The 23,613-nt window shown below is 73.3% G+C and carries 17 protein-coding genes; 7 read left to right on the top strand and 10 right to left on the bottom strand.

Annotation, left to right across the window (positions count from 1 at the left end; genetic code table 11):
* Nucleotides 1-177 precede the first annotated feature (177 nt).
* Entirely contained in the window at nt 178-567 is a 390-nt protein-coding gene (locus tag IE264_RS36385) for a hypothetical protein (RefSeq protein WP_043971638.1), read from the top strand.
* Nucleotides 568-615: 48 nt separating this feature from the next.
* On the opposite strand, the gene IE264_RS36380 is transcribed toward IE264_RS36385, so the two are convergent.
* The 7 genes from IE264_RS36380 to IE264_RS36350 form a co-directional block, all read right to left on the bottom strand.
* Nucleotides 616-5,373: a hypothetical protein gene (locus IE264_RS36380; protein WP_032760561.1), complete on the bottom strand. Its 4,758-nt coding sequence runs from the start codon at nt 5,371-5,373 to the stop codon at nt 616-618.
* Between the two features lie 69 nt (nt 5,374-5,442).
* Entirely contained in the window at nt 5,443-6,387 is a 945-nt protein-coding gene (locus IE264_RS36375; RefSeq protein ID WP_032760559.1) for a membrane protein, read from the bottom strand.
* Nucleotides 6,388-6,442: 55 nt separating this feature from the next.
* Nucleotides 6,443-7,969, bottom strand: coding sequence for a hypothetical protein (locus IE264_RS36370; protein WP_032760557.1), 1,527 nt, complete (start codon nt 7,967-7,969; stop codon nt 6,443-6,445).
* Between the two features lie 105 nt (nt 7,970-8,074).
* Entirely contained in the window at nt 8,075-11,671 is a 3,597-nt protein-coding gene (locus IE264_RS36365) for a hydantoinase B/oxoprolinase family protein (RefSeq protein ID WP_190167882.1), read from the bottom strand.
* A gap of 51 nt (nt 11,672-11,722) precedes the next feature.
* Nucleotides 11,723-12,295 carry a DUF4240 domain-containing protein gene (locus IE264_RS36360; protein WP_032760553.1) on the bottom strand — a complete coding sequence of 191 codons (573 nt, stop codon included), beginning with the start codon at nt 12,293-12,295 and terminating at the stop codon, nt 11,723-11,725.
* 56 nt (nt 12,296-12,351) lie between these two features.
* Entirely contained in the window at nt 12,352-13,770 is a 1,419-nt protein-coding gene (locus IE264_RS36355; protein ID WP_032760549.1) for a HEAT repeat domain-containing protein, read from the bottom strand.
* A gap of 289 nt (nt 13,771-14,059) precedes the next feature.
* Complete coding sequence (locus tag IE264_RS36350; protein WP_032760547.1) at nt 14,060-14,452, bottom strand: ankyrin repeat domain-containing protein; 393 nt, start codon at nt 14,450-14,452, stop codon at nt 14,060-14,062.
* Between the two features lie 322 nt (nt 14,453-14,774).
* Between IE264_RS36350 and IE264_RS36345 the strand changes: the two genes are divergently transcribed.
* Together IE264_RS36345 and IE264_RS36340 are read left to right on the top strand one after the other, a co-directional pair.
* Nucleotides 14,775-14,969, top strand: coding sequence for a hypothetical protein (locus tag IE264_RS36345; RefSeq protein WP_003970432.1), 195 nt, complete (start codon nt 14,775-14,777; stop codon nt 14,967-14,969).
* A 37-nt stretch (nt 14,970-15,006) separates the two neighbouring features.
* On the top strand, nt 15,007-16,692 hold the full coding sequence (locus IE264_RS36340) for a membrane protein (protein WP_032760545.1): 1,686 nt from the start codon (nt 15,007-15,009) through the stop codon (nt 16,690-16,692).
* 86 nt (nt 16,693-16,778) lie between these two features.
* On the opposite strand, the gene IE264_RS36335 is transcribed toward IE264_RS36340, so the two are convergent.
* On the bottom strand, nt 16,779-18,278 hold the full coding sequence (locus tag IE264_RS36335; RefSeq protein ID WP_015607298.1) for an SCO1417 family PLP biosynthesis transcription factor: 1,500 nt from the start codon (nt 18,276-18,278) through the stop codon (nt 16,779-16,781).
* Nucleotides 18,279-18,380: 102 nt separating this feature from the next.
* Here IE264_RS36335 and yczE point away from each other — a divergent pair, with 102 nt between their 5' ends.
* The 4 genes from yczE (at nt 18,381) to IE264_RS36315 (ending at nt 21,898) form a co-directional block, all read left to right on the top strand.
* The gene (gene yczE / locus IE264_RS36330) at nt 18,381-19,076 is read left to right on the top strand and encodes a membrane protein YczE (protein WP_015607299.1); all 696 of its coding nucleotides are present in this window, start codon (nt 18,381-18,383) and stop codon (nt 19,074-19,076) included.
* Nucleotides 19,073-19,837 (top strand): glycerophosphodiester phosphodiesterase family protein, encoded by a 765-nt coding sequence (locus IE264_RS36325; protein WP_032760544.1) that lies wholly within the window; start codon nt 19,073-19,075, stop codon nt 19,835-19,837. The genes yczE and IE264_RS36325 overlap by 4 nt, the downstream gene beginning before the upstream one ends.
* A gap of 46 nt (nt 19,838-19,883) precedes the next feature.
* Nucleotides 19,884-21,257: an MFS transporter gene (locus tag IE264_RS36320; RefSeq protein WP_032760542.1), complete on the top strand. Its 1,374-nt coding sequence runs from the start codon at nt 19,884-19,886 to the stop codon at nt 21,255-21,257.
* Nucleotides 21,258-21,523: 266 nt separating this feature from the next.
* Nucleotides 21,524-21,898: an RNA polymerase-binding protein RbpA gene (locus IE264_RS36315; RefSeq protein ID WP_003959706.1), complete on the top strand. Its 375-nt coding sequence runs from the start codon at nt 21,524-21,526 to the stop codon at nt 21,896-21,898.
* Nucleotides 21,899-22,094: 196 nt separating this feature from the next.
* On the opposite strand, the gene fxsA is transcribed toward IE264_RS36315, so the two are convergent.
* Nucleotides 22,095-22,697 (bottom strand): FxsA family membrane protein, encoded by a 603-nt coding sequence (gene fxsA, locus IE264_RS36310; protein ID WP_032760540.1) that lies wholly within the window; start codon nt 22,695-22,697, stop codon nt 22,095-22,097.
* A gap of 76 nt (nt 22,698-22,773) precedes the next feature.
* Nucleotides 22,774-23,541 carry a polyprenol monophosphomannose synthase gene (locus IE264_RS36305; RefSeq protein WP_032760537.1) on the bottom strand — a complete coding sequence of 256 codons (768 nt, stop codon included), beginning with the start codon at nt 23,539-23,541 and terminating at the stop codon, nt 22,774-22,776.
* Nucleotides 23,542-23,613 lie beyond the last annotated feature (72 nt).

Raw genomic sequence — 23,613 nt, 5'->3', positions numbered from 1 at the left:
CCGGCGCAAGCCGGGCAGCCACCCTGAAGTCGGACAGTGGTGGGGAGTTGAAGGACCTTGAGCACGCAGGAGCGCGGGAGCGCCGGAGCACCGGTCGGCACCGTGAGAGCGGACGCCGCGGACGGAGCGCGGATTCCGCGGCAGTTGTGGGTGGAGGAGCCGGCCAGGAAGCGGCGGATGCCCGATGCAGTACGGACGGCCGCCGTGCGCGCCGTCCTCATCATGTCGCTGACGATCATCCAGGCGATGGTCGCCTTCCTGAGCACGTTGACCGGCTCCTGGCTGGCCTTCCCGATGGTGCTGAGCAGTGTGGCCAGCACGGTGGTCGCCACGTGGGCGGTGCTCGACGTCTGGGTCACCCGGCAGGTGTGGAACCAGCGCCACGGCGTGGTGTCCGAGCCGAGCAGCACCGCCCGGCAGATGCGCCGGCAGCGGCGCCGGGCCCAGCGGGCGGCGCGAGCGGCCGAGCGGGACGAGGCGGGCGGCAGGATACGCGGCCGCCGGAACGCCGGCGAACTTTCCCGGGCGGGCGATCTCTCCCGGACGGGCGATCTCTCCCGGGCCTGAGGCCGACCTGCGGGCCCGATGCCTCATCGGGCCCGCGGGAGCCGGGGGTCAGGCCTCCGGCTCCTGCTTGGCGGCCTGCTGTGTGCTGCGCTTGAACATGCGGGTCGCCGTGATCTCACCGTGGACCGTCTCACCGTCCGGGTCCTGCTGGGGCAGGCCGGGGCGCAGGTGCTCCTCCACGCTGATGTACTTCAGCCCCGCCCTCAGATCGGCGTCGTTGCGCAACCGGATGACCAGGGGGAATTCGGCCAGCGCGGTCGTGTCGAAGAGACCGGTCGTGTAGAGCAGCTGCACACCCAGGGCGTCGGAGACCGCGCGCTGGAGCTCCAGCAGATACGTGGCGTTGGCGCGGCCGATCGGGTTGTCGAGGAACAGGGTGCCCGCGTGCCGGTGGCGGTCGCGGCCCCGGTCGTTGCTGCGCAGCGCCGCCATCGTGCAGTAGAGGGCGATGGCGGCGGTGAGCAGCTGGCCGCCGGAGAAGACGTCGCCCATCTGGCCGACCGGGACCCGCTCGGCGCGGAGCACCGCGTCCGGCTTGAGGATCTCCACGGAGATGCCCTTGGGCTGCAGGGCCGCCTCGACGCCCCGCAGGAGCAGCGACACACCGTCCCGGCGCAGGTCGGAGTTCTTCTTGAGGGCGGCGCGCGTCGCCTCGTCGATGACCTCGCCGAGGCGTTCGGTGAGGGTGGCCTGGTCGGGCTCCTCGAAGCGGATCCGGACGAACTCCTGCCCCGACCACTCCCCCAGCCCCTCGGGGAGTTGGGAGAGCCGCTGGGCGGAGCGCAGTGTGGCGAGGGCGGACTCGACCAGGCCGCGCAGCCGGTCGACGATGGAGTCGCGGTTGCGCTCCAGCTGGATCAGTTCGTCGGTCAGGACCCGCAGCCGGGGGGCGAAGGCGTCGGCCCACTTCTGGGCGTGCTCGGGCAGCGCCGAGGCGGGCAGTTCGCGGATCTGCTGGCGGGCCGGGGTGCGGACCTGCTCGTAGCGGGTGGAGTTGGCGTGCCGGACAAGGATGTCGCTCGCCTCCCGGACCGCGCTCTCGGCGGCCGAGAGGTCGGTGGTGCAGCCGCGCAGGGAACGGCGGGCCTCGGTGGCGGACTGCCGGGCCTCCTCCAGGGTGCCGGGGTACGGGTCGGGGGCTTCGGTGCCGTCCTCCGTGCCGTGGTCGCGGAGCAGGTCGCGCAGGAGGGCGGCGGTCTCGTCGAAGCCGCCCGCGGAGTCCTCGGCGGTGCGGTGGGCGTGGAGCAGTTCGCTGTGGGCGGCGCGGGCGGTGTCCAGGGCGGCGGTGGCGGAGGCGAGTTCGGCGGTGGCCGTACGCAGGAGGGTCTGGGCCTGTTCGGCGTCGGCCGGGACCAGCTCGTCGGGCAGCTCGGTGTGGTGCGGGCGCTCGTCGTCGGGTGCGAGCCGCTCGGCCTCGCCGCGGAACCGGCCCAGCTGCTCGCTGGCGGTGGAGGCCCGCGTTTCCAGCAGCTGTACGTGGGATTCGGCGCGGGCGGCCGCCGCCTGGCGGGAGGGTCCGTCGGCTCCGTCGGTGCCCTCCAGGAGCTGGGCGGCGCGGGTGCGGACCTTGTTGGTGAGGCGGTCCAGCTCGGCGAGGGCGGCGCTCTCGTCGCTCTCGGCGCGGGCCTGTTCGGCGCGCAGGTCGGCGCCGACGCCGACCTTCTCGTACAGCTGGGAGGCTGCCCGGTACGCCTCGCGCAGTGTGGGCAGCGCGGTGCGGGGCTTGGTCTCGTCGGGCTCCGGGAGGATCTCCGGGGCGCCGGCGATCTCCGCGCGCTCGGCTCGCAGGGCGCGGGCGGTGCGCCGGGCGTCGTCCCCGGCGCGCTGGGCGGCCCTGCGGTCCTCGTCGGCGGAGCGGGCCAGGTCGAGGCAGACGGCGGCGCGGGCCTCGGACTCGGCGGCCTCGTCGACCAGTTCGCGGAGCCGGACCTGCCAGCGGGCCCGCTCGCGCAGCCGGTGGGCGAGCCCGGCCAGCGCGTCGGCGACCCGGCGGGCGCGCTGGGTGGCCTCCTGGCGCTCGTCGCGGACCCGGGCGGTGTCGGCGGCGGCCTCGTCGGCCTCGGCGCGGGCGGTGCGGGCCTCGGTGAGGACGGCTTCGGCGCTCTCGGCCGCCGTACGGGCGGTGGCGGCGGCCTCGGCCAGTTCGGCGAGCATGCCGGGCGGGCAGTCGGCGCGCCAGGAGCCGATGCGGGCGGCGAGTGCGCGGTCCCCGGAGAGGCGGGCGGCGAGCGTCCTGATGTCCTCGTCGCGGGCAGCGGCGCGGGAGCGCAGCGCGTGGCGCTCCTCGTCGGCGGCGTGTTCGTCGTGCATGGCCGGGTTCGGCGGGACGAGGAAGACACCGTCGTGCTGGGCGTCGGAGCCGGTGCCGGGGTCCGGGACGGGGGCGAGGAGGGCGGCCGCGGTGCCGACGGCGACGGCCGAGCGGGGCAGCAGGGCGGCGCTGCCGAGGACTTCGCGGGCTCGGGTGTGGGCGTCGGGGTCGGTGATCACGACACCGTCGACCAGCTCCGGGCGGGCGGCGAGCACGGCGGCATGGTCGGCCGGGTCGACGGCCTGGGCGAGATAGCGCCAGCCGGGCAGGGCGGGGATGCCGTGCTCGCCCAGATACTCGACGGTGGCGAGGACGTCGGGGCCGGGGGGCAGCAGTCCGCCCTCACCGAGGGCGCCGAGGATGCGGGCGTCGTCGGCGGCGGCGGTGCGCAGGTCGAAGAGGCGGCGTTCGGCTGCGGTGACGGACTGGTCGAGGAGTTCACGCAGCTCGTCGGCGCTGCGGTCGAACTCCTGGGCGCTCAGGGGCTGGTGGTGGGACGGTGTGGGCTGGTCGGCGAGGGCGACCGCGCCCTCCGGGGCGGCCTCGGGGGCGGTGCCGTCGCTCTGGTGGCCGGTGCGTGCGGCTTCGCGCTGTGCCCCGCCCGGCGTCTCCTCGCCCGCTCCCCGGCGGGGGTGCGGGACGCCGGTGCCGGAGGGCAGGCCGAGCAGTTCGGCGAGGCGGGGGTCGGCGGCGATGGACTCGGCGGCCCTGAGCTCGTCCTCGTAGCTCTGCTCCGCCGCCTTGGCTCCGTCGGCGGCGCGGGCGGCCGCCAGCTCGGCACGGCTCTCGGTGGCCGCCGCCTCGCGGGCGTGGTCGGCGGCGGTGCGGGCGGCCTCGCGGGCGGCGTCCCAGGCGGCGACGGCGGACTGCTCGGCGTCGCTGGCGGCCAGGGCGGCGCGGGCCGGGTCGGCGTCGGGCGCGGTGTTGTCCAGCCAGCCGGCCTGGACGGCCTCGCTGGTCTCCTGCTCGACCTCGGCGAGGCGCTGGCGCAGGTGGCCGGCCTCGCTGCGGGCGCGCTGGGCCTCGGTGGCGGCGACGGTGGCGTCGCGGTGGGCGCGCTCGCCGGTGGCCTGGAGGGTGTCGGAGCGCTCCTCCTCCTCGTTGGCGACGCGCTCACCGTCCTCGGCGGCGGTGTGGAGCGCCCGTACGAGGTCGGCGGCGGCGGTGGCGCGGGCGGCGAGGGCGGGGGCGGCGTCGCGCTCGGCCTCGCGGATGGCGACGGCGACCCTGGCGGAGCGGTCGGCGGCGGCACGATGGCGCAGGACGGCCTCGGCGGCCTGCCAGGCGGCGTGCAGGGTGCGGGCCTCGGCCAGCTCCTTGCGCCCGGCGGCGGCCCTCTTCTCCGCTCCGGCCAGGGCCAGCGAGGCGTGCCGGTAGGCGAGTTCGGCGGCGATCAGGGAGCGGCGGCCGCGGGCGGACTCGGCCTCGGTGACGGTGTGGGCGGCGGCGGTGACGCGCTCGGCCAGCTCGGCGGTGCGGCCGCGCTCCTCGGCGGCGCGGGCGGAGAGGCGGCGGGCCAGGGTGCGGGTGCGGCGTTCGGCCGCGGTGTGGATGTCGCGGCTGCGGGCGCGGGCCCCGGTGGCTTCGACGATCCGGTTGAGCAGGTCTACGGAGCCCGCGGTGAAGTCGCGTTCGGCGGTGAGCTCGGCGCGGCGGCCCAGCTTGTTGCCGAAGCCGCTGACCAGGTCGGCGAGGCCGTCGGTGTCGCGGGTGTCGGTGACGGCGCGCAGCAGCAGGTCGGTGAAGTCGGAGTCCTTCTTGACCGCGAAGAGTCCGGCGGCCTCACCCTCGTCGGCGTTCATCTCGCGCTGGTAGCGGAAGAGTTCGGGGTCGAGTCCGAGGTCGCCGAGGTGTTCGTTCCAGCGGTCGTGGATCTCTTCCCAGTGCACGTCGAGGTGCTGGTAGAACTTGCCCGCGTCGACCAGGGCGTCGCGGAACCCCTTCATGGTGCGGCGCCTGCCCCGGGCGCCGGAGACCCCTTCGGCGGGGCGGCCGACGGCGGTGGCCTCCGCGACGGGCAGGCTGTCCAGGCTGAGCCCGGGACCGGGGCGGAAGGAGTACCAGGCCTCCGCGAACTTGCGCGGGTCGTTGGAGACCTGCCGTCCCCGCCACTCGCTGACCTTGCCCACGACGACGCATTCGCCGGTGAGGGTGTGCTGCCACTCCAGGGCGACATGGCCGCAGTCGTCGGCGAGCAGGAACTTGCGCAGTACGCCGGAGCTGGCGCCGCCGAGTGTGTTGCGGTGGCCGGGGAGCATCACCGAGAAGATCAGCTTGAGCAGGACGGACTTGCCGCCGCCGTTCTCCAGGAAGAGCACGCCCGCGGGGGCGGGCCGGCGCGGTGGTCCGATCGGCTCGTCCTCGAAGAACTCCGCCTGGGCGGGGGCGGGGCTGGGGACGGGTTCACCGACGCCGCGCAGGTCGAGGACGGTGTCGGCGTAGCGCGCACCGGCAGGCCCGATGGAGTAGAGGCGGACCCGGGACAACTCGTACATGGCGGCGGACTCTCGTCGTTCGGTGAGCGGGTGCGGAGCGGCAGGTGGCGGGCGGAGCGGGCGGGCGCGTCAGGAGTGGAAGGGCAGGCCCGCGTCGGCGGCCAGCTCCAGGTCGTCGGGGTCGGACGGCGGCAGCAGGGTGGCGGAGCCGTCGGTGACGGGGACGACGCCCAGCTCCAGCAGCTCGGCCATGGCGGCGCTGCCCGCCATGTCGCGGACCTGGAGCTGGTAGCGGGCGGTGGTGCGGTAGGCGCCGCCCGCGTCGTCGCCGGTGCGCTGGAGGAAGCCGGAGTCGGTGAGGAAGGCCACGGCCTTGCCGATGATGCCGGTGGTGGATCCGGCGAGGCGCCGGGCGTCCTTGGTGGCGCCGGTGGAGCTGCGGCGGGCGTAGATCCGCCAGCCGGATTCGAGGCCGGGGGTGTCGCTGGCGGGGTCGGTGTTGTCGCCCTGCTCCTCGGCGCGCTCCTCAAGACGCCGGCAGGCCTGGCGTACGAAGGCGTCGACGCCGTTGACCGTGATGCGGCCGATGTACGCGTCGTCGGCGAGGTCCTCGGGGCGGGGGAAGGCGAGGGCGGCGACGGCGAGGTGGGCCAGGCCGTGGAGGAAGCGGTCGGCGGCGTCGGAGGAGGCGCGGCGGGCGTAGTCGCCCATGCGGACGGCGAAGACGGAGTCCTCGCCCGCGGTGACGGCCATTCCGGCGCGCGGGGAGACCTCCAGGACGATGAGGCCGAGCCCGGTGGCGACGGCGTCGGCGAGCCGGGCGAAGGCGCTCTCCTCCCGGTAGCGGCGCAGCAGGTCGGCGTATTCGGCGTCGCGGGCGGGCAGCAGCTTGGGCTGGAGCCCGAAGGAGACCAGCCGGGCCGCGTCGGCGGCGTCGGCCGGGGTGACGGTCGGCGGGCCGGTGGGCCCGGCTCCCTGCGGGGGCGCGGAGTCACCGGCGTACGCGGTGGAGGAACCGGCGTACGCGGAGGGCTCGGTCCACGCGTCGGGGTGCTCGGCGTCGTGGTCGCTCACGGCTGGGACTCCTCGGTACGGAAAGGGTGGGGGTGCACAGAACGTACGGGGCCGGTCATGAGGCCTCCTTGCGGTCCGCGGCCATTCCGGCGGCGTCCAGAAGGGCCATGCCCACGATCAGATCAGCACCGCCGAACTCCGGGTCGTCCAGCTCCGTGCCGTCGTCCACCGCGAACAGCAGGCGGCGCTCGCCCTGACGGTAGGCGGTGCCGACGGGCGGGCTGGCCGCGTGGACGGCGAGCAGGGCGACCAGGTACGGCAGCTCGGGGTCGCTGCGGCGGGCCTCGGCGAGCAGCCCGGAGAGCCTGCGCGGGGCGTCGTGCTCCAGGTCGAGAAGGGCCATGGCACTGGAGAGCTGGGCGTCGCTGAACCGGCTGTCGTCCGGCGTCGCGATCAGGTCGGGCTCGGGCATCTCCATGCCGAGGTGCTCCCGCTCCAGCGGCGGGGTGAGGAGCAGGTCGACGAGGTCGCCGACGCGGACGGAGGTGGGGGTGCGCAGTCCGGTGCCGTGGGCGAAGAACGCGTCGGTGGCCCGGAGGGACTGTTCGACGGCGAGCGGGAGGAGCGGGGCGAGGAGCTGCCCGTACAGATCGAGGCCCGCGTGGGCGGCGGGGGTGGCGAACGCCTGCCGGTCCTGCTCGGCGCGGAAGAGCGGTCCGGCCTCCAGCAGCCTGGACTGGAGCTGGGTGTGGCGGCGGATGCAGTCCTTGACGATGTCGACGAGCTCGGCGGCCCGGCGCTTGTGCTCGGGGTCCTCGGCCTCGTCGCGCGCCTTGCGGATGTTGGTGAGGATCGCGTTCTCGTGGCGGTAGCGGTCGGCCACGTGGTCCAGGGCTTCGGCGATCATGTCCGGGACGGTGGTGAGCCAGTCGACCGCGCGGACGTTGCGCCGGGTGGCTTCCAGGGTGCGGCGCAGCGTCTCGGCGTACTGCACGGTGCGGTAGCGGGCCTGTTCGGCGGCGAGCTGGGCGTCGGCGAGGCGGCCCCGGCTGATCAGGACCTCCAGCTTGACCTCGGCGGCGATCTGGGCGCTGGTGACATCGGTGTCCAGGGCGCCGACGAGGACGTTGACGGCTTCGTCGGTGGCGCGGAGGTAGACCGTGCCGCCGTAGCCGGGAACCTCCTCGATCAGCTTGAAGTCGTAGTCCCGGCGGACGTAGACCCCGTCGGGTCCGAAGGTGCCGTAGACCGCGCGGAAGCCGCGGTCGACGCTGCCGACGTTGATCAGGTTCTCCAGGACCCAGCGCGCGACCCGTTCGTGCTCGGCGACGGGGCGGTCCGGGGCCTGGGCGCCGACGCGGGGCAGCAGCCTGGCCACTATCTGGTCGTGGTCGGCACCGGTGTCGAAGTCCATGTTGAGCGTGACGTGGTCGATCGCCGCGAGGGCGACCTCCGCCATGGCGTAGACCGTGTACTCGCCGGCCAGATTGGCCTTGCGCACGTCCAGGTCGTGCAGCGGCGCCGTGCACGCGAGCGCGCGCAGCCGACGCGAGAGCCCCTCGTCGGCTGCGGGGCCCGGGGCAGGCCTCGGCCCCGCGCTGAGCTGCGGCGCAGCGTTTTCCGTGTCGGCAGGCGAAGTCACGAGGAACAGATTAGGTCCTCGCACCGACAACGGTCGAAACGGCGTTTATGCGACCGGTGCCGGACGGCCGCGCCACGGCTTCCGGGCGGCCCCACGCGCCCCCGGTCACGCCCCCGCGGGCCCGTACCCGCCGCCGCCCGGCGTCCGGACCACCAGCACGTCACCGGCCTCCAGTTCGGCGGTGTCGCACCCCTCCAGCCGGTCGACGCCGCCTCCCGCCCGCTCGATGTGCTGCTCCCCGAGCGCCCCCGGCTCCCCGCCCTCCGCCCCGTACGGCGGGACCCGGCGGTGCCCGGAGAGCAGCGCCACGGTGACCGGTTCCAGGAAGCGGATCCGGCGCTCCACGCCCCCGCCGCCGTGCCACCGCCCCGCGCCCCCGCTGCCTTCCCGGACCGCGAAGCTCTCCAGGAGTACGGGCAGCCGCCACTCCAGGATCTCCGGGTCGGTGAGCCGGGAGTTGGTCATATGGGTCTGTACGGCGTCGGTGCCGTCGAAGCCGTCGCCCGCCCCGGAGCCGCTTGCGACCGTCTCGTAGTACTGGACGCGGTCGTTGCCGAAGGTCAGGTTGTTCATGGTGCCGGACCCCTCGGCCTGGCCGCCGAGCGCCCCGTACAGGGCCCCGGTGACGGCCTGGGAGGTCTCCACATTGCCCGCGACGGTTGCCGCCGGGTAGGTGGGGTCGAGCATCGAACCGGGCGGAATCCGCACGTCCAGCGGCTTCAGACAGCCGCTGTTGAGCGGGATGTCCTCCCCTACGAGCGTGCGGAAGACGTAGAGGACCGCGGCCGTCACCACGGAGCGGGGGGCGTTGAAGTTGCCGGGCTGCTGCGGCGAGGTGCCGGTGAAGTCGAGGACGGCGCTGCGGGCGTCCCGGTCCACGGTGAGCGTCACCTGGATCACGGCCCCGCCGTCGGTCTCGTAACGGAAGCCGCCGTCGTGGAGGCGGGCGACGATCCGGCGTACGGACTCCTCGGCGTTGTCCTGGACGTGCCCCATATAGGCCTTCACGACGTCGGCCCCGAACTGCTCGACCATGCGGCGGAGTTCCGCGATGCCTTTCTCGTTGGCGGCGATCTGGGCGCGGAGGTCGGCGAGGTTGGTGTCCGGGGAGCGGGAGGGGTACGGGGCGGAGGTGAGCAGTTCGCGGGTCTCGGGCTCGCGGAGGCGGCCGTCGCGGACCAGGAGCCAGTTGTCGAAGAGCACCCCCTCCTCGTGGATCGTCCGGCTGAAGGCGGGCATGGAGCCGGGGGTGGTGCCGCCGATCTCGGCGTGGTGGCCGCGCGAGGCGACGAGGAACTGAAGCTCCCCTTCGTGGAACACGGGCGTGACGACGGTGACATCGGGGAGGTGGGTGCCGCCGTGGTACGGGTCGTTGATCGCGTACACGTCACCGGGGCGCAGGGTGCCCTCGTTGCGCCGGAGCACCTCCTTGATGGACTCGCCCATGGAGCCGAGGTGCACCGGGATGTGCGGGGCGTTGGCGATCAGGTTGCCCCGGGCGTCGAAGAGGGCGCAGGAGAAGTCGAGGCGCTCCTTGATGTTGACGGAGTGGGCGGTGTTCTCCAGGCGGACCCCCATCTGCTCGGCGATCGACATGAAGAGGCTGTTGAAGACCTCCAGCATCACCGGGTCCACGCGGGTGCCGACGGCCGTCCGGTCCGGCCGGGGGCGGGCCCGGGTGAGCACCAGGTGCCCGGTGGCGCTGCCCGCCGCCTGCCACCCGGGGTCGACGACGGTGGTGGCGTCGTCCTCCGCGACGACGGCGGGCCCGGTGACGGTGTCGGTGGGGTGGAGGTCCTCACGGCGATACAAGGGCGCCTGCTGTTCCCGGCCCTCGGCGTACATCAGCACGGTGTCGCGCGGCTGGAGGGGGCCCTCGCGGGGTGCGGGCTCGCGGGGGTGGGAAGCCTGTTCGCCACTCGTCCCCGTGGCCTCCACCGAGACCGTCTCGACCACGATCGGCTTCTCCATCGTGAAGCCGAACCGGGTGCGGTGGGCGGCGGTGAACTCCTCGCTCATCGCGGCCACGGAGGCCGGTGCCACGGCGAGCGCCGCGTCGGTGCCCGCGTACCGCAGCAGGACCCGGGCGCGCGTACTGATCGCGGAGTCGGGCACTCCGTCGGCGCGCAGGTCGTCCCGGGTGCGGTCGGCCAGCTCCGCGCAGAGCTGCTCGGCCCGCTGCCGTACGGTCTCGTCGAGCTCCGCCTCCACGGACTGTTCCCGCATCGCGGTGGCGTCGGCCAGGCCGATGCCGTAGGCGGAGAGCACCCCGGCGAGCGGCGGTACGAGGACGGTGTCGATGGACAGCGCGTCGGCGACGGCACAGACGTGCTGGCCGCCGGCGCCGCCGAAGCCGGTGAGGGCGTAGCGGGTGATGTCGTGGCCGCGCTGCACGGAGATCTTCTTGACGGCGTTGGCCATGTTGAGCACGGCGATCTCCAGGAAGCCCGCCGCCACTTCGGCCTCGGCGGGCCGGTGCCCGGTGGCGCGTCCCATCTGGTCGGCGAGGTCCGTGAACCGTTCGCGTACGACGTCGGCGTCGAGCGGCAGGTCCCCGTCCGGTCCGAAGACGGCGGGGAAGTGGGCGGGCTGGATGCGGCCGAGCATGACGTTGGCGTCGGTGACGGTGAGGGGGCCGCCGCGGCGGTAGCAGGCGGGGCCAGGTTCGGCGCCTGCGGAGTCGGGGCCCACGCGGTAGCGGCGGCCGTCGAAGTGGAGCAGGGATCCGCCGCCCGCCGCGACGGTGTGGATGCTCATCATCGGGGCGCGCATCCGCACCCCGGCGACCTGGGTGCCGAGTTCCCGTTCGAACTCACCGGCGTAGTGGGACACGTCGGTGGAGGTGCCTCCCATGTCGAAGCCGATGACCCGGTCGTGTCCGGCCTGCTGCGACGTACGGACCATACCGACGACGCCCCCGGCCGGGCCGGAGAGGACGGCGTCCTTGCCGCGGAACCGGGCGGCTTCGCGCAGTCCGCCGTTGGACTGCATGAACAGGAGCCGGATGCCTTCGAGCCGGGCGGCGACCTCGTCGACGTACCGGCGCAGCACGGGCGAGAGGTAGGCGTCGACGACGGTGGTGTCGCCGCGGGGGACGAGCCTGATGAGGGGGCTGACCTCGTGGGAGGTGCTCACCTGGGTGAACCCCGCCTCGCGGGCCGCCTCGGCGACGGCCCGTTCGTGGGCGGGGTGGCGGTAGCCGTGCATCAGGACGACGGCCGCGCTGCGCAGCCCGTCGGCGTGGGCGGCACGCAACTGCTCGCGTACGGAGTCGAGTTCGAGGGCTCGTACGGTGTGCCCTTCGGCGTCGGTACGTTCGGGGACCTCGATCACCCGCTCGTGGACGGCCTCCGGCAGGACGATGTGCCGGTCGAAGAGGCGGGGGCGGTTCTGGTAGGCGATCCGCAGCGCGTCCCGGAACCCTTCGGTGATGAGCAGGACGGTCGGTTCGCCCCGGCGCTCCAGCAGGGCGTTGGTGGCGACGGTGGTGCCCATCCGGACGGCGGCGACCCGGTCGGCGGGCACGGGCTCGCCGGGGCCGAGGCCGAGGAGCAGCCGGACTCCGGCCACGGCCGCGTCGTCGTAGCGGCCGGGGTCGTGCGAGAGGAGCTTGCGGGTGACCAGTCGGCCGTCGGGGCGGCGGCCCACCACGTCGGTGAAGGTGCCGCCCCGGTCGATCCAGAACTCCCAGCGTCCGGTCATGGCGCCATTCTGTTCCGGCGGGCGCGAACTCGCAGGGAGGGAAGACACCCCCTAGGCCTGGAAGAGTGCCGCCAGCCGGGGCAGGTGGAGGCGCGTGGCGTCGGCGTCCTCCGGGTCCCAGTTCTCGCCGCCCGGCTCCCCCGCCCGTATCCGGCCCCGGTCGGCCGCCTCCACGGCCGCGTGGAAGCCGTCGGCCGCGCCCCCGGCACGCACGTACGCCTCCTTCACCGGCCCGTCCAGCGACTCGTAGCCGATCCAGCCGCTCTCCCCGCGGCTCATCCGGACCACCACGGGCAGCCCGGCCAGCGAGTCGGGACCGGCCACTGCCCGGGTGAAGGCCTCCCGTCCGAGCAGGACGAGCCCGTCGCGGAAGTCCATGAATCCGTCGTCACCGCAGCCGCCCTCGATGAGGTAGGCCGCGTTCCACAGGGGCCACCGGTAGGCCGACGCGGTCACCTCGTACGCCGTCACGGCGAAGTCGATGATCTCCGCGGGCTCCAGGGCGGCGAGCACATCGGTCAGTGCGCCCGGCAGCGGGTCGTCGGGCAGGTCCCGGTCGTCCGCCCGGTCCCCGGCCGCCTCACGAGCCCGTCCGACGAGCCCCCACCACTCGTTGATGTCCATGGTGAGAAGCGTAGGAGGGGGGTCTGACAATCCCCCTCCCACGCACCATCACGCGGTCAGAGGGCCGGTGCGTCCGGTCCGATCCGGCTCCGTACCGCCGTCTGCACCTCGGCCTCCTCGGCCGGGTCGGCGGCGAGGCGGCGCAGCCGTTCGGCGACGCGGATGTCTCCGGTCTCGGCGTGCAGGGCGGCCACCTCACGGGTGGTCTCCTCGCAGTCCCAGAGGCACTCCACCGCGAAGCCGGTCGCGAAGGTGGGGTCGGTGGCGGCGAGGGCGCGGGCGGCCCGGCCTCGCAGGTGCGAGGAGGACGTCTCGCGGTAGATGTGGCGCAGTACGGGGGCGGCGCAGGCGATGCCCAGGCGGCCGGTGCCGTCCACGAGGGTCCACAGCCGGGGGGCGTCGGGTCCGTCGCCGCGTACGGCCTCCCGCAGCGCGCCGAGGACTTGGGGAGCGTCCTGGGAGGCGCCGCGGCAGGCGAGGATTCCGGCGGCGGAGGCGCCGAGGGCGTCGGGCCGCCGGGCCCAGCGCCGGGCGCGTTCCACGGCGTCGTCGCCGCACATCCGCTCGAAGGCGGCGACGGCCGCGTCGGCGACCGTGCGTGAGGGACTGAGGGCGGCGGACTCGATGAGGTCGAGGACGGCGGGGTCGGCCGCCTCGGCGAGGTAGTGCAGGGCGGCGCAGCGGGCGCCTTCGGAGCCGTCGCGGGCGGCCTCGACGATCTGGGGACGGTCGTCGGGTCCGGCGACGGCGGAGAGGCAGCGGGCCGCGGGGACGTGCAGTTCGCTGCCGCGTTCCAGGGCCTGCTGGGCCCAGTCGAAGACGGCCTGGACGCTCCAGCCGGGGCGGGGGCCGCCGGGGCGCATCTGGCGCTGCCACCGGTCGAACGAGCCCTGTTCGGTGGCGGCTCGCACCCGGGCGCCGACCGCTGCGCGCGGGTCGTCGGCCCAGAGCCGCCAGGGGCGTGGCTCGAAGGAGTCCCGTACGGCGGCGGCGAGCTCGGCGGTGCCTTCCTCGGTGGCCGGAAAGCGACCCAGGACGGGCAGGGCGAGGGAGCGCAGGCCCGCGTCGTCGTCGCGCAGGGCGAGCTCGTCCAGGGCCCAGGCCCAGTTGGAGCCGGTGGCCGCGTAGCGGCGGAGCAGCGCCAGGGCGTCGTCGCGTCCGTAGGAGGCGAGGTGGCCGAGGACGGAGAGCGCGAGGCCGGTGCGGGAGTCGTCGGTGTCCGTGAGGTCGTCGGGATCACCGAGGTGGCGTTCGATCTCTTCGATGCCGCCGTCGAGATCCAGGTACAGGCGGGCGTAGTAGAGGGAGCGGTTCTCCACCTGCCAGTCGTGACGGGGGTCGCTCACGACGCAGTGGTTGAGGGCCGCGAGGGCCTCGGGGCGCGGTGCGGCGAGCGCGTGGAGCGTGCCGTCGCCGCGGCCCCTCTGCAGCAGGCCGAGCAGGGTGCCGCTCGGCGCTATGAACGGATCGAACATGGGAGAAAGCCTCACATCAAGCTGTCGACGCAACCGGGACTGTGCAGTGCCCCGTGCCCGTGGGCACGAGGGGGTGTCCGGGGGACACCCCTACGCCGCGCAGCAACATGATCGGCCGACCGCCGTCTTCCGCCTGGTGTAGAGCATCTTCCTCTGCCTCTCGTCGGTGGCCCGAAACGGACCCGCGACGTCATGATGACCCAGCCATTTCGCCACCGCGACCACATTTACGACGGACCGGTCAGCGGAGCCTTCGGCGGACACCCCCGCGGGTGCGTCCGCCGCCGTCTCAGCGGGCACCGAAGCGTTCCAGCAGGTCGGCCTTGCCGAACATCCGGGCCGTGTCCCGCGCGGACGGCGTACCTGCGGCGGGGTCGGCGCCCGCGGCGAGGAGGGCGTCGATGACGCCGTTCTCGCTCTTGAAGACGGCTCCGGCCAGCGGGGTCTGGCCGCGGTCGTTGGCCCGGTCCGGGTCGGCGCCGCGGGCGACGAGGGCGGTGACCGCCTCGGCGTGCCCGTGGTAGGCGGCGAGCATCAGCAGCGAGTCGCCCCGGTCGTTGGTGAGGTTGGCGGGGACGCCGGCGTCGACGTACGCGGCGAGCGCCTCGGTCTCGCCGGTGCGGGCCAGGTCGAAGACCTTGGTCGCCAGCTCGACCACCTCGGGATCGGGAGTTTCGCTCATCGCGCGGGCCGCCTTCCTTGACCGTTGCCGCAGCCGGCGCTGCCGCTGTTACCGGGGGGTGTACGGCACGGGGCCGTACGAGTGAATCGACAGGGTACTGCTCCGGGACGCACATGACCGGACCCGGATACGGCAAAAGATCACCGCGGGTGACTCCTGCCCGGCACGGACTCCGAAATACCGCGCGCGGGGCACCGGCTTCACTCAGCCAGTCAAGTGAAAATGCTACTTATTCACTCAATTGCACCTTTTATCGTATAGATACTTCGCGTGATCCTGGAAGGACTCATGGTGACTGTCCCCTCAACCAGGAGATCCGCTCATGATCCTTTCCATCTCGGGCGTGGTACTGCTCGCCATCGTCGTCTTCCTGTTCTTCAAGAAGGACGGGCTCAAGGCGTCCCACGCCATCGTCTGCGCGCTGTTCGGCTTCTACCTGGCCGGCACCGCGATCGCGCCGAGCATCACGGCAGGCGGGGCGAGCCTCGCCGGTCTGCTGGGCGGGATCAAGTTCTGACGCTCCGCAACCGCTCCCACCCCTTCAGGAGACAGCTGTGGCCCGGCGACCACTCCCCCGCATTCTGAGCAGCGGCAGCGCTTCGATCACTCGCAGCAGAGAGATCGCGCGCACGGCCGCCGACAGTGCCACCGATGTGCTCCATCCGCTGATCACGATCCTCCGTGGTCTGCGGCTGCTGGCCGTGTCCGGCCGGCAGAAGTGGGCCGCGACACCGAAGGAACGGCGTGGTCCCAAGCTGTTCCTGGCCGCGGCCTGCGTATTGGCAGTGGCGCTCGTCCCGTACGGGCCGATCCTGGCCCTGATCACGGTGATGGGCGCCGCCGCATGGAAGGGGCGGGAGCGGACCCCCGTGCAGACCGGCCCGGACGAGGCGGAATCCACCCGCCTGCGCGCCCTGTACGAGGCGCTCGTGCCGTACTTCTCGGTGTCCGAAGACCCCGACCCGCTCTTCGCCCACGGCGGCGACTGGGAGAAGGCCTTCGACGGGTACACCTTCGACGGCGACGGGCGGCTCACCCGCCTCCAGGTCTCCTACCCGGCGTACTTCACCGACGGCGAGGCCGCCGCGCGGTCCCGGATCGAGCAGCTGCTGCACACCAAGTCGGGCCGCGGCCGCGAATACCGCTTCGACTGGGACGAGGAGGCCAACCGCCTGGTCATGACCGTCCCGGCCCCCCTGTCGACCTCGATCGCCGCCCAGCGCTTCGTCACCGCCCCCGGTGAGACGGTCCTCGGGTTCACCGACCCCGACGCGGTCCGGCGCACCGTCCCGGTCCGCGACGGCGACACGACCGTGGACGCCTCCCCCGTCGTCTGGCGGACCGGCAACCGCTCCACCGAACCCCATCTGCTCGCCGTCGGACAGCCCGGCAGCGGCACCACCACCCTGATCCGCTCCATCGCCGTCCAGGCCCTCCAGCAGGGCGACGTCCTCGTCATCGACGGCAGCGGGACCGGCGAGTACGGCACCCTCACCGGGCGCACCGGCGTCCTCGCCGTCGAGTCCGGCCTGGGCGGGGCGCTGGCCACCCTGGAGTGGGCGGCGCACGAGACGGAGCGGCGGCTGATCTTCACCAACCGGGCGCGGCAGGGCGGGCACCCCGTTCCCGAGGACGTCAAGCGCCCCCTCTGGATCCTGCTGGACCGTCCCGCCGTCCTCGGCCATCTCGCGGCGGCCGACGGCAGGACCGACCCGCAGGAGCTGCTCCAGGTGCCGCTGCGGCACGGGCGGGCCGCCGGGGTCACCGTCGTCCTGGCCGACCAGTTCGACGCCCTGGAGACGCTCACCGAGACCGTACGGACCCACACCCGGGCCCGCGTCGTCCTCGGCCCCGCGTCCCGCGAGCAGATCACCGCCGTGCTGGGCGCCGAGCCGAACACCACCCCGCCGCCGGAGGTCCCGGCGGGCCGGGGGTACGCGCGCCTGGGCACCGGACCGGTCCTGCGCCTCCAGGTCCCGGCGACCCCGGACCCGTACGACGACGCCACGAGCGATGCCCTCCGGCGGGCGGTCCTCGATGTGCTGCCGGAGCGGCCGGGCGCCTCCCCGCAACCGGCCTCGGTGCCCGAAGGACCGGCCGACACCGCCACGGATGCCGCTGCCGATGCCCGTGACGACGCGGACACGGCGCAGGTTCCCGTCGCCGTGGAGGCGATGGCCGCGGAGTCCCGCCCGGTCGAGCCGCCGGCCAGGGCGCAGGCGGCGGTCGCCGAGGGGTGAGCCGGAGCGCCGTGACGTTGTGCGGGCGGGGAGCGGACCGGGTGGTCGGCTCCCCGCCCGCAGGCGTCCCCGGACCCCCGCGCCCCTCAGGCCACGAAGCTGCGCGGTGCGTCGGCCCCCGCGCCCGCGCCGGACCGCACCAGCTCCACCGCCGCCGCGAGCCGCACCGCCGCCTCGTCGGCCACCGGGCCGCCCACCGTGAAGGGCAGCCGCACATAGCCCTCGAACGCCCCGTCCACCCCGAACCGCGGGCCCGAGGGCACCCGTACGCCGACGCGCTCGCCCGCCACCGCCAGCCGGGAGCCGGAGAGACCGCCCGTGCGCACCCAGAGGGTCAGCCCGCCGCGCGGCACCGCGAACTCCCAGTCCGGCAGCTCCCTGCGCACCGCCGCGACCAGCTCGTCGCGGTTCTCCCGCGCCTGGTCCCGCCGGATCTCGACGGCCTGCTCCCAGCCGCCCGTACCCATCAGCCAGTTGATGGCGAGCTGTTCCAGGACCGGGGTGCCCATGTCCGCGTAGGCGCGGGCGGACACCAGGGAGCGGATGACGTCCGGGGCCGCCCGCACCCAGCCGATCCGCATCCCGGCCCAGAACGCCTTGCTGGCCGAGCCGACGGTCAGCACCGTGCTGCCGGCCGGGTCGAAGGCGCAGACCCGGCGCGGCATGACGGTGTCGGCGTCCAGCCGGAGTTCGCTCATCGTCTCGTCGACGACCAGTACGGTGCCGGCGGAGCGGGCGGCGTCGACCAGGTCCCGCCGCTGCTGCTCGTCGGCGAGCGCACCGGTCGGGTTGTGGAAGTCGGCCACCACGTAGGCGAGCCGGGGCGCCGAGTCACGCAGCACCTGCCGCCACCGGTTCATGTCCCAGCCGCCGAGCCCCTCCTCCATCGCGACGGGGAGGAGGCGGGCGCCCGTCTCACGCATCAGCTGGAGGATGTTGGCGTACGAGGGGGACTCGACCGCGATCCGTTCGCCGCGGCCCGCGAAGAGGTGGCAGATGGCGTCGATGGCACCCATCGCACCGGTGGTGACCATGATCTGTTCGGGCATCGTCGGGATGCCCTGCGCGGTGTAGCGGTCGGCGATCGTCTGCCGCAGGGCGGGCAGCCCGGCCGGGTAGTCGCCGTGCGTGTGGGCGTACGGCGGCAGCTCCTCCACGGCCCCCTGGAAGGCGCGGGTCAGCCAGGGCTCGGGCGCGGGCAGGGAGGCGCAGCCCAGGTCGATCATCGAGCCGAGCGACTCCGGGGGCAGCGGTTCGAGGCCCCGGGCGGGCAGCGGGTTCCCGGCCGGGACTGCGGTCCAGCTGCCCGCGCCGCGCCGCGACTCCAGGAACCCCTCCGCCCGCAGCGCCTCGTAGGCGGCGGCGACGGTGGTGCGGCTGACGGAGAGGGCGAGGGCCAGTTCGCGTTCGGCGGGCAGCCGGGCGGCGACCGGGACCCGGCCCTCCAGCACGAGCAGCCGGACCCCGTCGGCGAGAGCGCGGTAGGCGGGCGGCTTCCGGCCGGCCGGGCCGGTGGGCCGGGGCTGCTGGGCCTGGAGCTGCCGGGCGAGCTGAGCCGCCCCCACCGTCGAAGTCCACTGTGCCATCGAAATCAGTCCACCTTCCTCGAATTGGCCATGGTTGGTGGCCGATCCCCTGCCACAGGGTGACATGCAGCAGTCCACTACCACCACACCAGGGGGCAGCACGTGTCCGACACCACCGCCCGGAGCACCACCCACCTCACCCGGCGGCTGGTCCAGCTCTACGCCGGTCTGGCGCTGTACGGAGCGAGCTCGGCGCTCCTGGTCCGCGCCGGACTCGGTCTGGAGCCGTGGGGCGTCCTGCACCAGGGCCTCACGGAACTGACCGGTATCTCGATCGGCGTCGTCTCGATCATCGTCGGCGCGATCGTGCTGCTGCTGTGGATCCCGCTGCGGCAGCGCCCGGGGCTCGGCACCGTCTCGAACGTCTTCGTGGTCGGCCTGGCGATGGACGGGACGCTCGCCCTCGTCGGCGGCCTCGACGGCTTCGGGATCCGGATCCCGGTGATGGTCCTGGGCATCGTGCTCAACGGGGTGGCGACCGGCCTCTACATCTCGGCCCGCTTCGGCCCCGGTCCGCGCGACGGGCTGATGACCGGCCTGAACCGGGTCACGGGCCGCTCCATCCGGCTGGTCCGTACGGCGATCGAGGTGGCCGTCGTCGTCACCGGCTTCCTGCTGGGCGGCTCGCTCGGGGCCGGTACGGTCCTCTACGCGCTGGCGATCGGCCCGCTGGCCCAGCTCTTCCTGCGGGTCTTCGAACTCCCCGCGCCCGCCACGGCCACCGTCACCCCCGCGCCTCCCGCCGGACCCGACCCCGTTGCCACCCCTCCATCCGGGCAGGCCATACTGCCGCAGTGAAACCGAGCCGCCACCCCTATCTGGATCACGCGACACCCATTGCCTTCGCCCATCGCGGCGGTGCGGCGGACGGGGTGGAGAACACCGCGGCCGCCTTCCGCCGGGCGGCAGCGGCGGGCTACCGCTACTTCGAGACCGACGTCCACACCACGGCGGACGGCCGTCTCGTCGCCTTCCACGACCCGACGCTGGACCGGGTCACCGACGCCACGGGCAGGATCTCCGCACTGCCGTGGAGCGAGGTGCGCCGGGCCCGGGTGGGCGGCACCGAACCGCTCCCCCTCTTCGAGGAGCTGCTGGAGGAGTTCCCCGAGGCCCGCTGGAACGTGGACGTCAAGGCGGAACCGGCGCTGGAACCCCTCCTGGAGCTGATCCGCAGGACCGGCGCCTGGGACCGGATCTGCGTCGGCTCGTTCTCGGAGGCCCGGGTGGCCCGCGCGCACCGCCTGGCGGGCCCGCGCCTGGCCACCTCGTACGGGGTGCGCGGGGTCCTGGGGCTGCGGCTGCGCTCGTACGGGATCCCGGCGGCGCTGCGCTCGGGCGCGGTCTGCGCGCAGGTTCCGGAGCGCCAGGGCGGCATCCCGGTGGTCGACGCCCGCTTCGTCCGCACCGCGCACGCGCTCGGGCTCCAGGTGCACGTCTGGACGGTCAACGAACCCGGACGGATGGCGGCCCTCCTGGACCTCGGGGTGGATGGCATCATGACCGATCACATCGAGACGCTGCGTACGGTGCTGAGCGAGCGAGGGGCCTGGGCCTGACGCCGGGCCCGTCCGCGTCCGCACGCGACGACCGAGGGGGCGCGGGATGAGCACCGGGACCACAGGATGGGCCGATCCGGCCGGAAAGCCGCCGGGCGACGGGACGGCTGCCGCCCGCAAGCGCGAGCAGCACGGCTGGTACTTCTACGACTTCGCCTGTTCCGTCTACTCCACCAGCGTGCTGACTGTCTTCCTCGGTCCCTATCTGACGTCGATCGCCAAGGCCGCCGCCGACCCCGACGGTTTCGTGCACCCGCTGGGCATACCGGTGCGCGCGGGCTCGCTGTTCGCGTACTCCGTCTCGGCCTCCATCGTGGTGGCCGTCATCCTGATGCCGATCGTGGGCGCGGCGGCGGACCGTACGGGCCGTAAGAAGCCGCTGCTTGCGGCGGCCGCCTATACAGGTGCCGCGGCGACAGCGGGGATGTTCTTCCTGGACGGCCACCGCTATCTGCTGGGCGCGTTCCTGCTGATCGTGGCGAACGCGTCGATCTCCGTGTCGATGGTCCTGTACAACGCCTATCTGCCGCAGATCGCCGAGCCGGAGGAGCGGGACTCGGTCTCCTCGCGCGGCTGGGCCTTCGGCTACACCTCGGGCGCCCTGGTCCTCGTCCTCAACCTGATCCTCTACACCGGCCATGAGTCCTTCGGGCTCGCGGAATCGGACGCGGTACGGATCTGTCTGGCCTCGGCCGGTGTGTGGTGGGGCGCGTTCACCCTCGTACCGCTGCGCCGGCTGCGCGACCGACGGGTGGCACCGGACGGTGAGGGGGCGGTCGGCTCCGGCTGGAAGCAGCTGATGGCGACCCTCAAGGACATGCGGCGCCATCCGCTGACGCTCTCGTTCCTGCTCGCCTACCTCGTCTACAACGACGGCATCCAGACGGTGATCTCCCAGGCCTCGCTGTACGGCTCCGAGGAGCTGGGCCTGGACCAGACGACCCTGATCGTCGCCGTACTGCTGGTACAGATCCTGGCCGTGGCGGGGGCGCTCGGCATGGGCCGGCTCGCCCGGGTGTACGGCGCCAAGCGCACGATCCTGGGCTCGCTCGTCGTGTGGACCGCGATCCTGATCTCCGCCTATCTGCTGCCCGCCGACGCGCCCGTCTTCTTCTTCGTTCTCGCGGCGGCCATCGGACTGGTGCTGGGCGGCAGCCAGGCCCTCTCCCGGTCGCTCTTCTCCCATCTGGTGCCGCGCGGCAAGGAGGCGGAGTACTTCTCGGCCTACGAGATGAGCGACCGCGGACTGAGCTGGCTGGGGCCCCTGGTGTTCGGTCTGGCGTACCAGCTGACCGGCAGCTACCGGGAGGCGATCATCTCCCTGATCGTGTTCTTCGCCCTCGGTGCCGTGCTGCTCGCGCGGGTCCCGGTACGGCGTGCGATCGCGGCCGCGGGCAATCCCGTACCGGAAAGGATTTAGACGTTGAAGTCAAAGGCCGGTAGTGTACGCCTTTGGCCTGCCCGGAGGACCGTTACTGCGAGTGGAAGCAGCTCGACCGTTGGGTGACAACGCCCACCAGAGGTGACAAACCGGGCAAGGTTGGGTACTCAACCCAGATAAAGCAGCGGCACGAACGGGCGACGCATGACCGGCGACGGGAATCTTTGCCAGCGACCGGACGTTGACCGGATGACGACGACAGCGACATTTTGTCCTGTGGGCGACAAGCCCGGGAGGCACGATTCATGAGTGAGCGAGCTCTTCGCGGCACGCGACTTGTGGTTACCAGCTACGAGACGGACCGCGGCATCGATCTGGCCCCGCGCCAGGCGGTGGAGTACGCATGCCAGAACGGACATCGATTCGAGATGCCGTTCTCGGTAGAGGCGGAAATTCCGCCGGAGTGGGAGTGCAAGGCGTGTGGCGCCCAGGCACTCCTGGTGGACGGGGATGGCCCCGAGGAGAAGAAGGGCAAGCCTGCGCGTACGCACTGGGACATGCTCATGGAGCGGCGCACCCGCGAGGAGCTGGAGGAGGTGCTGGCCGAGAGGCTGGCGGTTCTGCGCTCCGGAGCCATGAACATCGCCGTGCACCCGCGGGACAGCAGGAAGTCTGCCTGACCGCGTAGCACCACCGCACTCCGCGTAACCATCGCATCGAGCGCGACAACAGCACAGCACAAGAGCCGCGGGCCGTGACACAGAACGTGTGTCACGGCCCGCGGCTCTTGGCATGTCCGGCGTCAGGGCTCTTGCGCCGTGTCCGGCAACAGGGCTCCTGGCGCGTCCGGCGTCAGGCCTCTTGACGCGTCCGGCGTCAGGGCGTGAGGGGCGGGCGTGGGCCCCGGGGGTCGTCTTCCGGGCCGGAGGGGGGCTGCGTGCCGTCCTCGCGGATGACCTCTCCCTGGACGACCTTTCCGTCCGGGCGGTGCATCCGGGCCTGCTGGAAGGCGTCCGACAGGCTGCCGGGGGACGCGGCCCGCATCCGGCGTTCCAGGGACCGCTCCGCCCGGCGGCCGATCAGGGTGCGGACGGGCGGCACCAGCAGGAGCAGACCGGCCGCGTCCGAGATCAGACCGGGGATCAGGAGCAGCAGCCCGCCGAGCATCAGCAGTCCGTTGCCCTTGCCACCCTTGCCTCCGGTGACCTGGGGGGCTTCGGTGGCGCCGGGCTGCCCCGGCATCTGCTGGAGGGTCTCGGTCAGGTTCTTGAAGGCGCGGCGTCCGGCGCGCTTGATCACCACGGTGCCGAGCACCGCCCCGGCCACCAGGATCAGCAGGAGCGTGAGCCCGCCGGCGGCCGAGGCGACCATGGTCAGGAGCCAGATCTCCAGGACCAGCCAGGCGGCGAGGGCCAGCGGCAGAAATCTACGGGCGCGCGAGCGCCGGGGACGGGTCGGGGGCGGAGTGCCGGTCGTCATGCATCCAGTGTGCCCGTACGGAGGTGGAAGCGGCGTAAGGGGGTGATCATGGACCGGCCCGTACGTCCGTGGAGGGTCAGGGTTTCTTACGGCCCAGGACCTTGTTGGCGCGGGAGGTGATGCCCCAGCCGGTGACCCGCCACAGCGCCTCGACCAGGATGTCCCGGCTCATCTTGGAGTCGCCGATCTCGCGGTCCACGAAGGTGATGGGCACCTCGACCACGTGGTAGCCGGCCTCCACGGAGCGGCGGGCCAGGTCGACCTGGAAGCAGTACCCCTGCGATGCGACCTCGTCGAGTCCGAGGCCCTCCAGGGTCTCGGTCCGGAAGGCCCGGTAGCCGCCGGTGACGTCGCGGACGGAGAGGCCGAGGGCGAGGCGGGAGTAGAGGCTGCCGCCCCGGGAGATGACCTCGCGGCTCTTGGGCCAGTTGACGACCCGGCCGCCGGGCACCCAGCGGGAGCCGAGGACGAGGTCGGCGCCCTTGAGCGCGGTGAGCAGCCGGGGCAGCTCCTCGGGCTGGTGGGAGCCGTCGGCGTCCATCTCGACGAGGACGCCGTAGCCGTGCTCGGCGCCCCAGCCGAAGCCCGCGAGGTAGGCGGCGCCGAGCCCTTCCTTGCCCTTGCGGTGCAGGACGTGGACCTGCTCGTCGGCGGCCGCGATCTCGTCGGCGGCCTTTCCGGTGCCGTCGGGGCTGTTGTCGTCGGCCACCAGGATGTCGGCATCCGGCGCGGCCGTGCGCACCCGGTCGACGATCGGCCTGATGTTCTCGACCTCATTGTAGGTCGGAATGATCACCAGGACCTTGCCGAGCGGGCCGAACTGCCTCTGACCGCCGTCGTTCACTGCTGCCCCTTAAAGTCCGTACACAGGGGGACACCATATCCAGCGGACCGCCCCCGGAGTCCGCTGCGGTCG

It is taken from the genome of Streptomyces microflavus (genome assembly GCF_014650075.1).
In the GTDB taxonomy this organism is placed as follows: Bacteria; Actinomycetota; Actinomycetes; order Streptomycetales; family Streptomycetaceae; genus Streptomyces; species Streptomyces microflavus.
Note: the sequence above shows the minus strand (reverse complement) of the source record. Positions and strands in the feature narration are given on the sequence as shown.

Bases quoted from the DNA above. Each gene is read 5' to 3' on its own strand.
- IE264_RS36385 (WP_043971638.1), top strand. From the start codon at position 178: ATGCCCGATGCAGTACGGACGGCCGCCGTGCGCGCCGTCCTCATCATG.
- IE264_RS36380 (WP_032760561.1), bottom strand. From the start codon at position 5,373: ATGTACGAGTTGTCCCGGGTCCGCCTCTACTCCATCGGGCCTGCCGGT.
- IE264_RS36365 (WP_190167882.1), bottom strand. From the start codon at position 11,671: ATGACCGGACGCTGGGAGTTCTGGATCGACCGGGGCGGCACCTTCACC.
- IE264_RS36360 (WP_032760553.1), bottom strand. From the start codon at position 12,295: ATGGACATCAACGAGTGGTGGGGGCTCGTCGGACGGGCTCGTGAGGCG.
- IE264_RS36355 (WP_032760549.1), bottom strand. From the start codon at position 13,770: ATGTTCGATCCGTTCATAGCGCCGAGCGGCACCCTGCTCGGCCTGCTG.
- IE264_RS36350 (WP_032760547.1), bottom strand. From the start codon at position 14,452: ATGAGCGAAACTCCCGATCCCGAGGTGGTCGAGCTGGCGACCAAGGTC.
- IE264_RS36345 (WP_003970432.1), top strand. From the start codon at position 14,775: ATGATCCTTTCCATCTCGGGCGTGGTACTGCTCGCCATCGTCGTCTTC.
- IE264_RS36335 (WP_015607298.1), bottom strand. From the start codon at position 18,278: ATGGCACAGTGGACTTCGACGGTGGGGGCGGCTCAGCTCGCCCGGCAG.
- IE264_RS36320 (WP_032760542.1), top strand. From the start codon at position 19,884: ATGAGCACCGGGACCACAGGATGGGCCGATCCGGCCGGAAAGCCGCCG.
- IE264_RS36315 (WP_003959706.1), top strand. From the start codon at position 21,524: ATGAGTGAGCGAGCTCTTCGCGGCACGCGACTTGTGGTTACCAGCTAC.
- fxsA (WP_032760540.1), bottom strand. From the start codon at position 22,697: ATGACGACCGGCACTCCGCCCCCGACCCGTCCCCGGCGCTCGCGCGCC.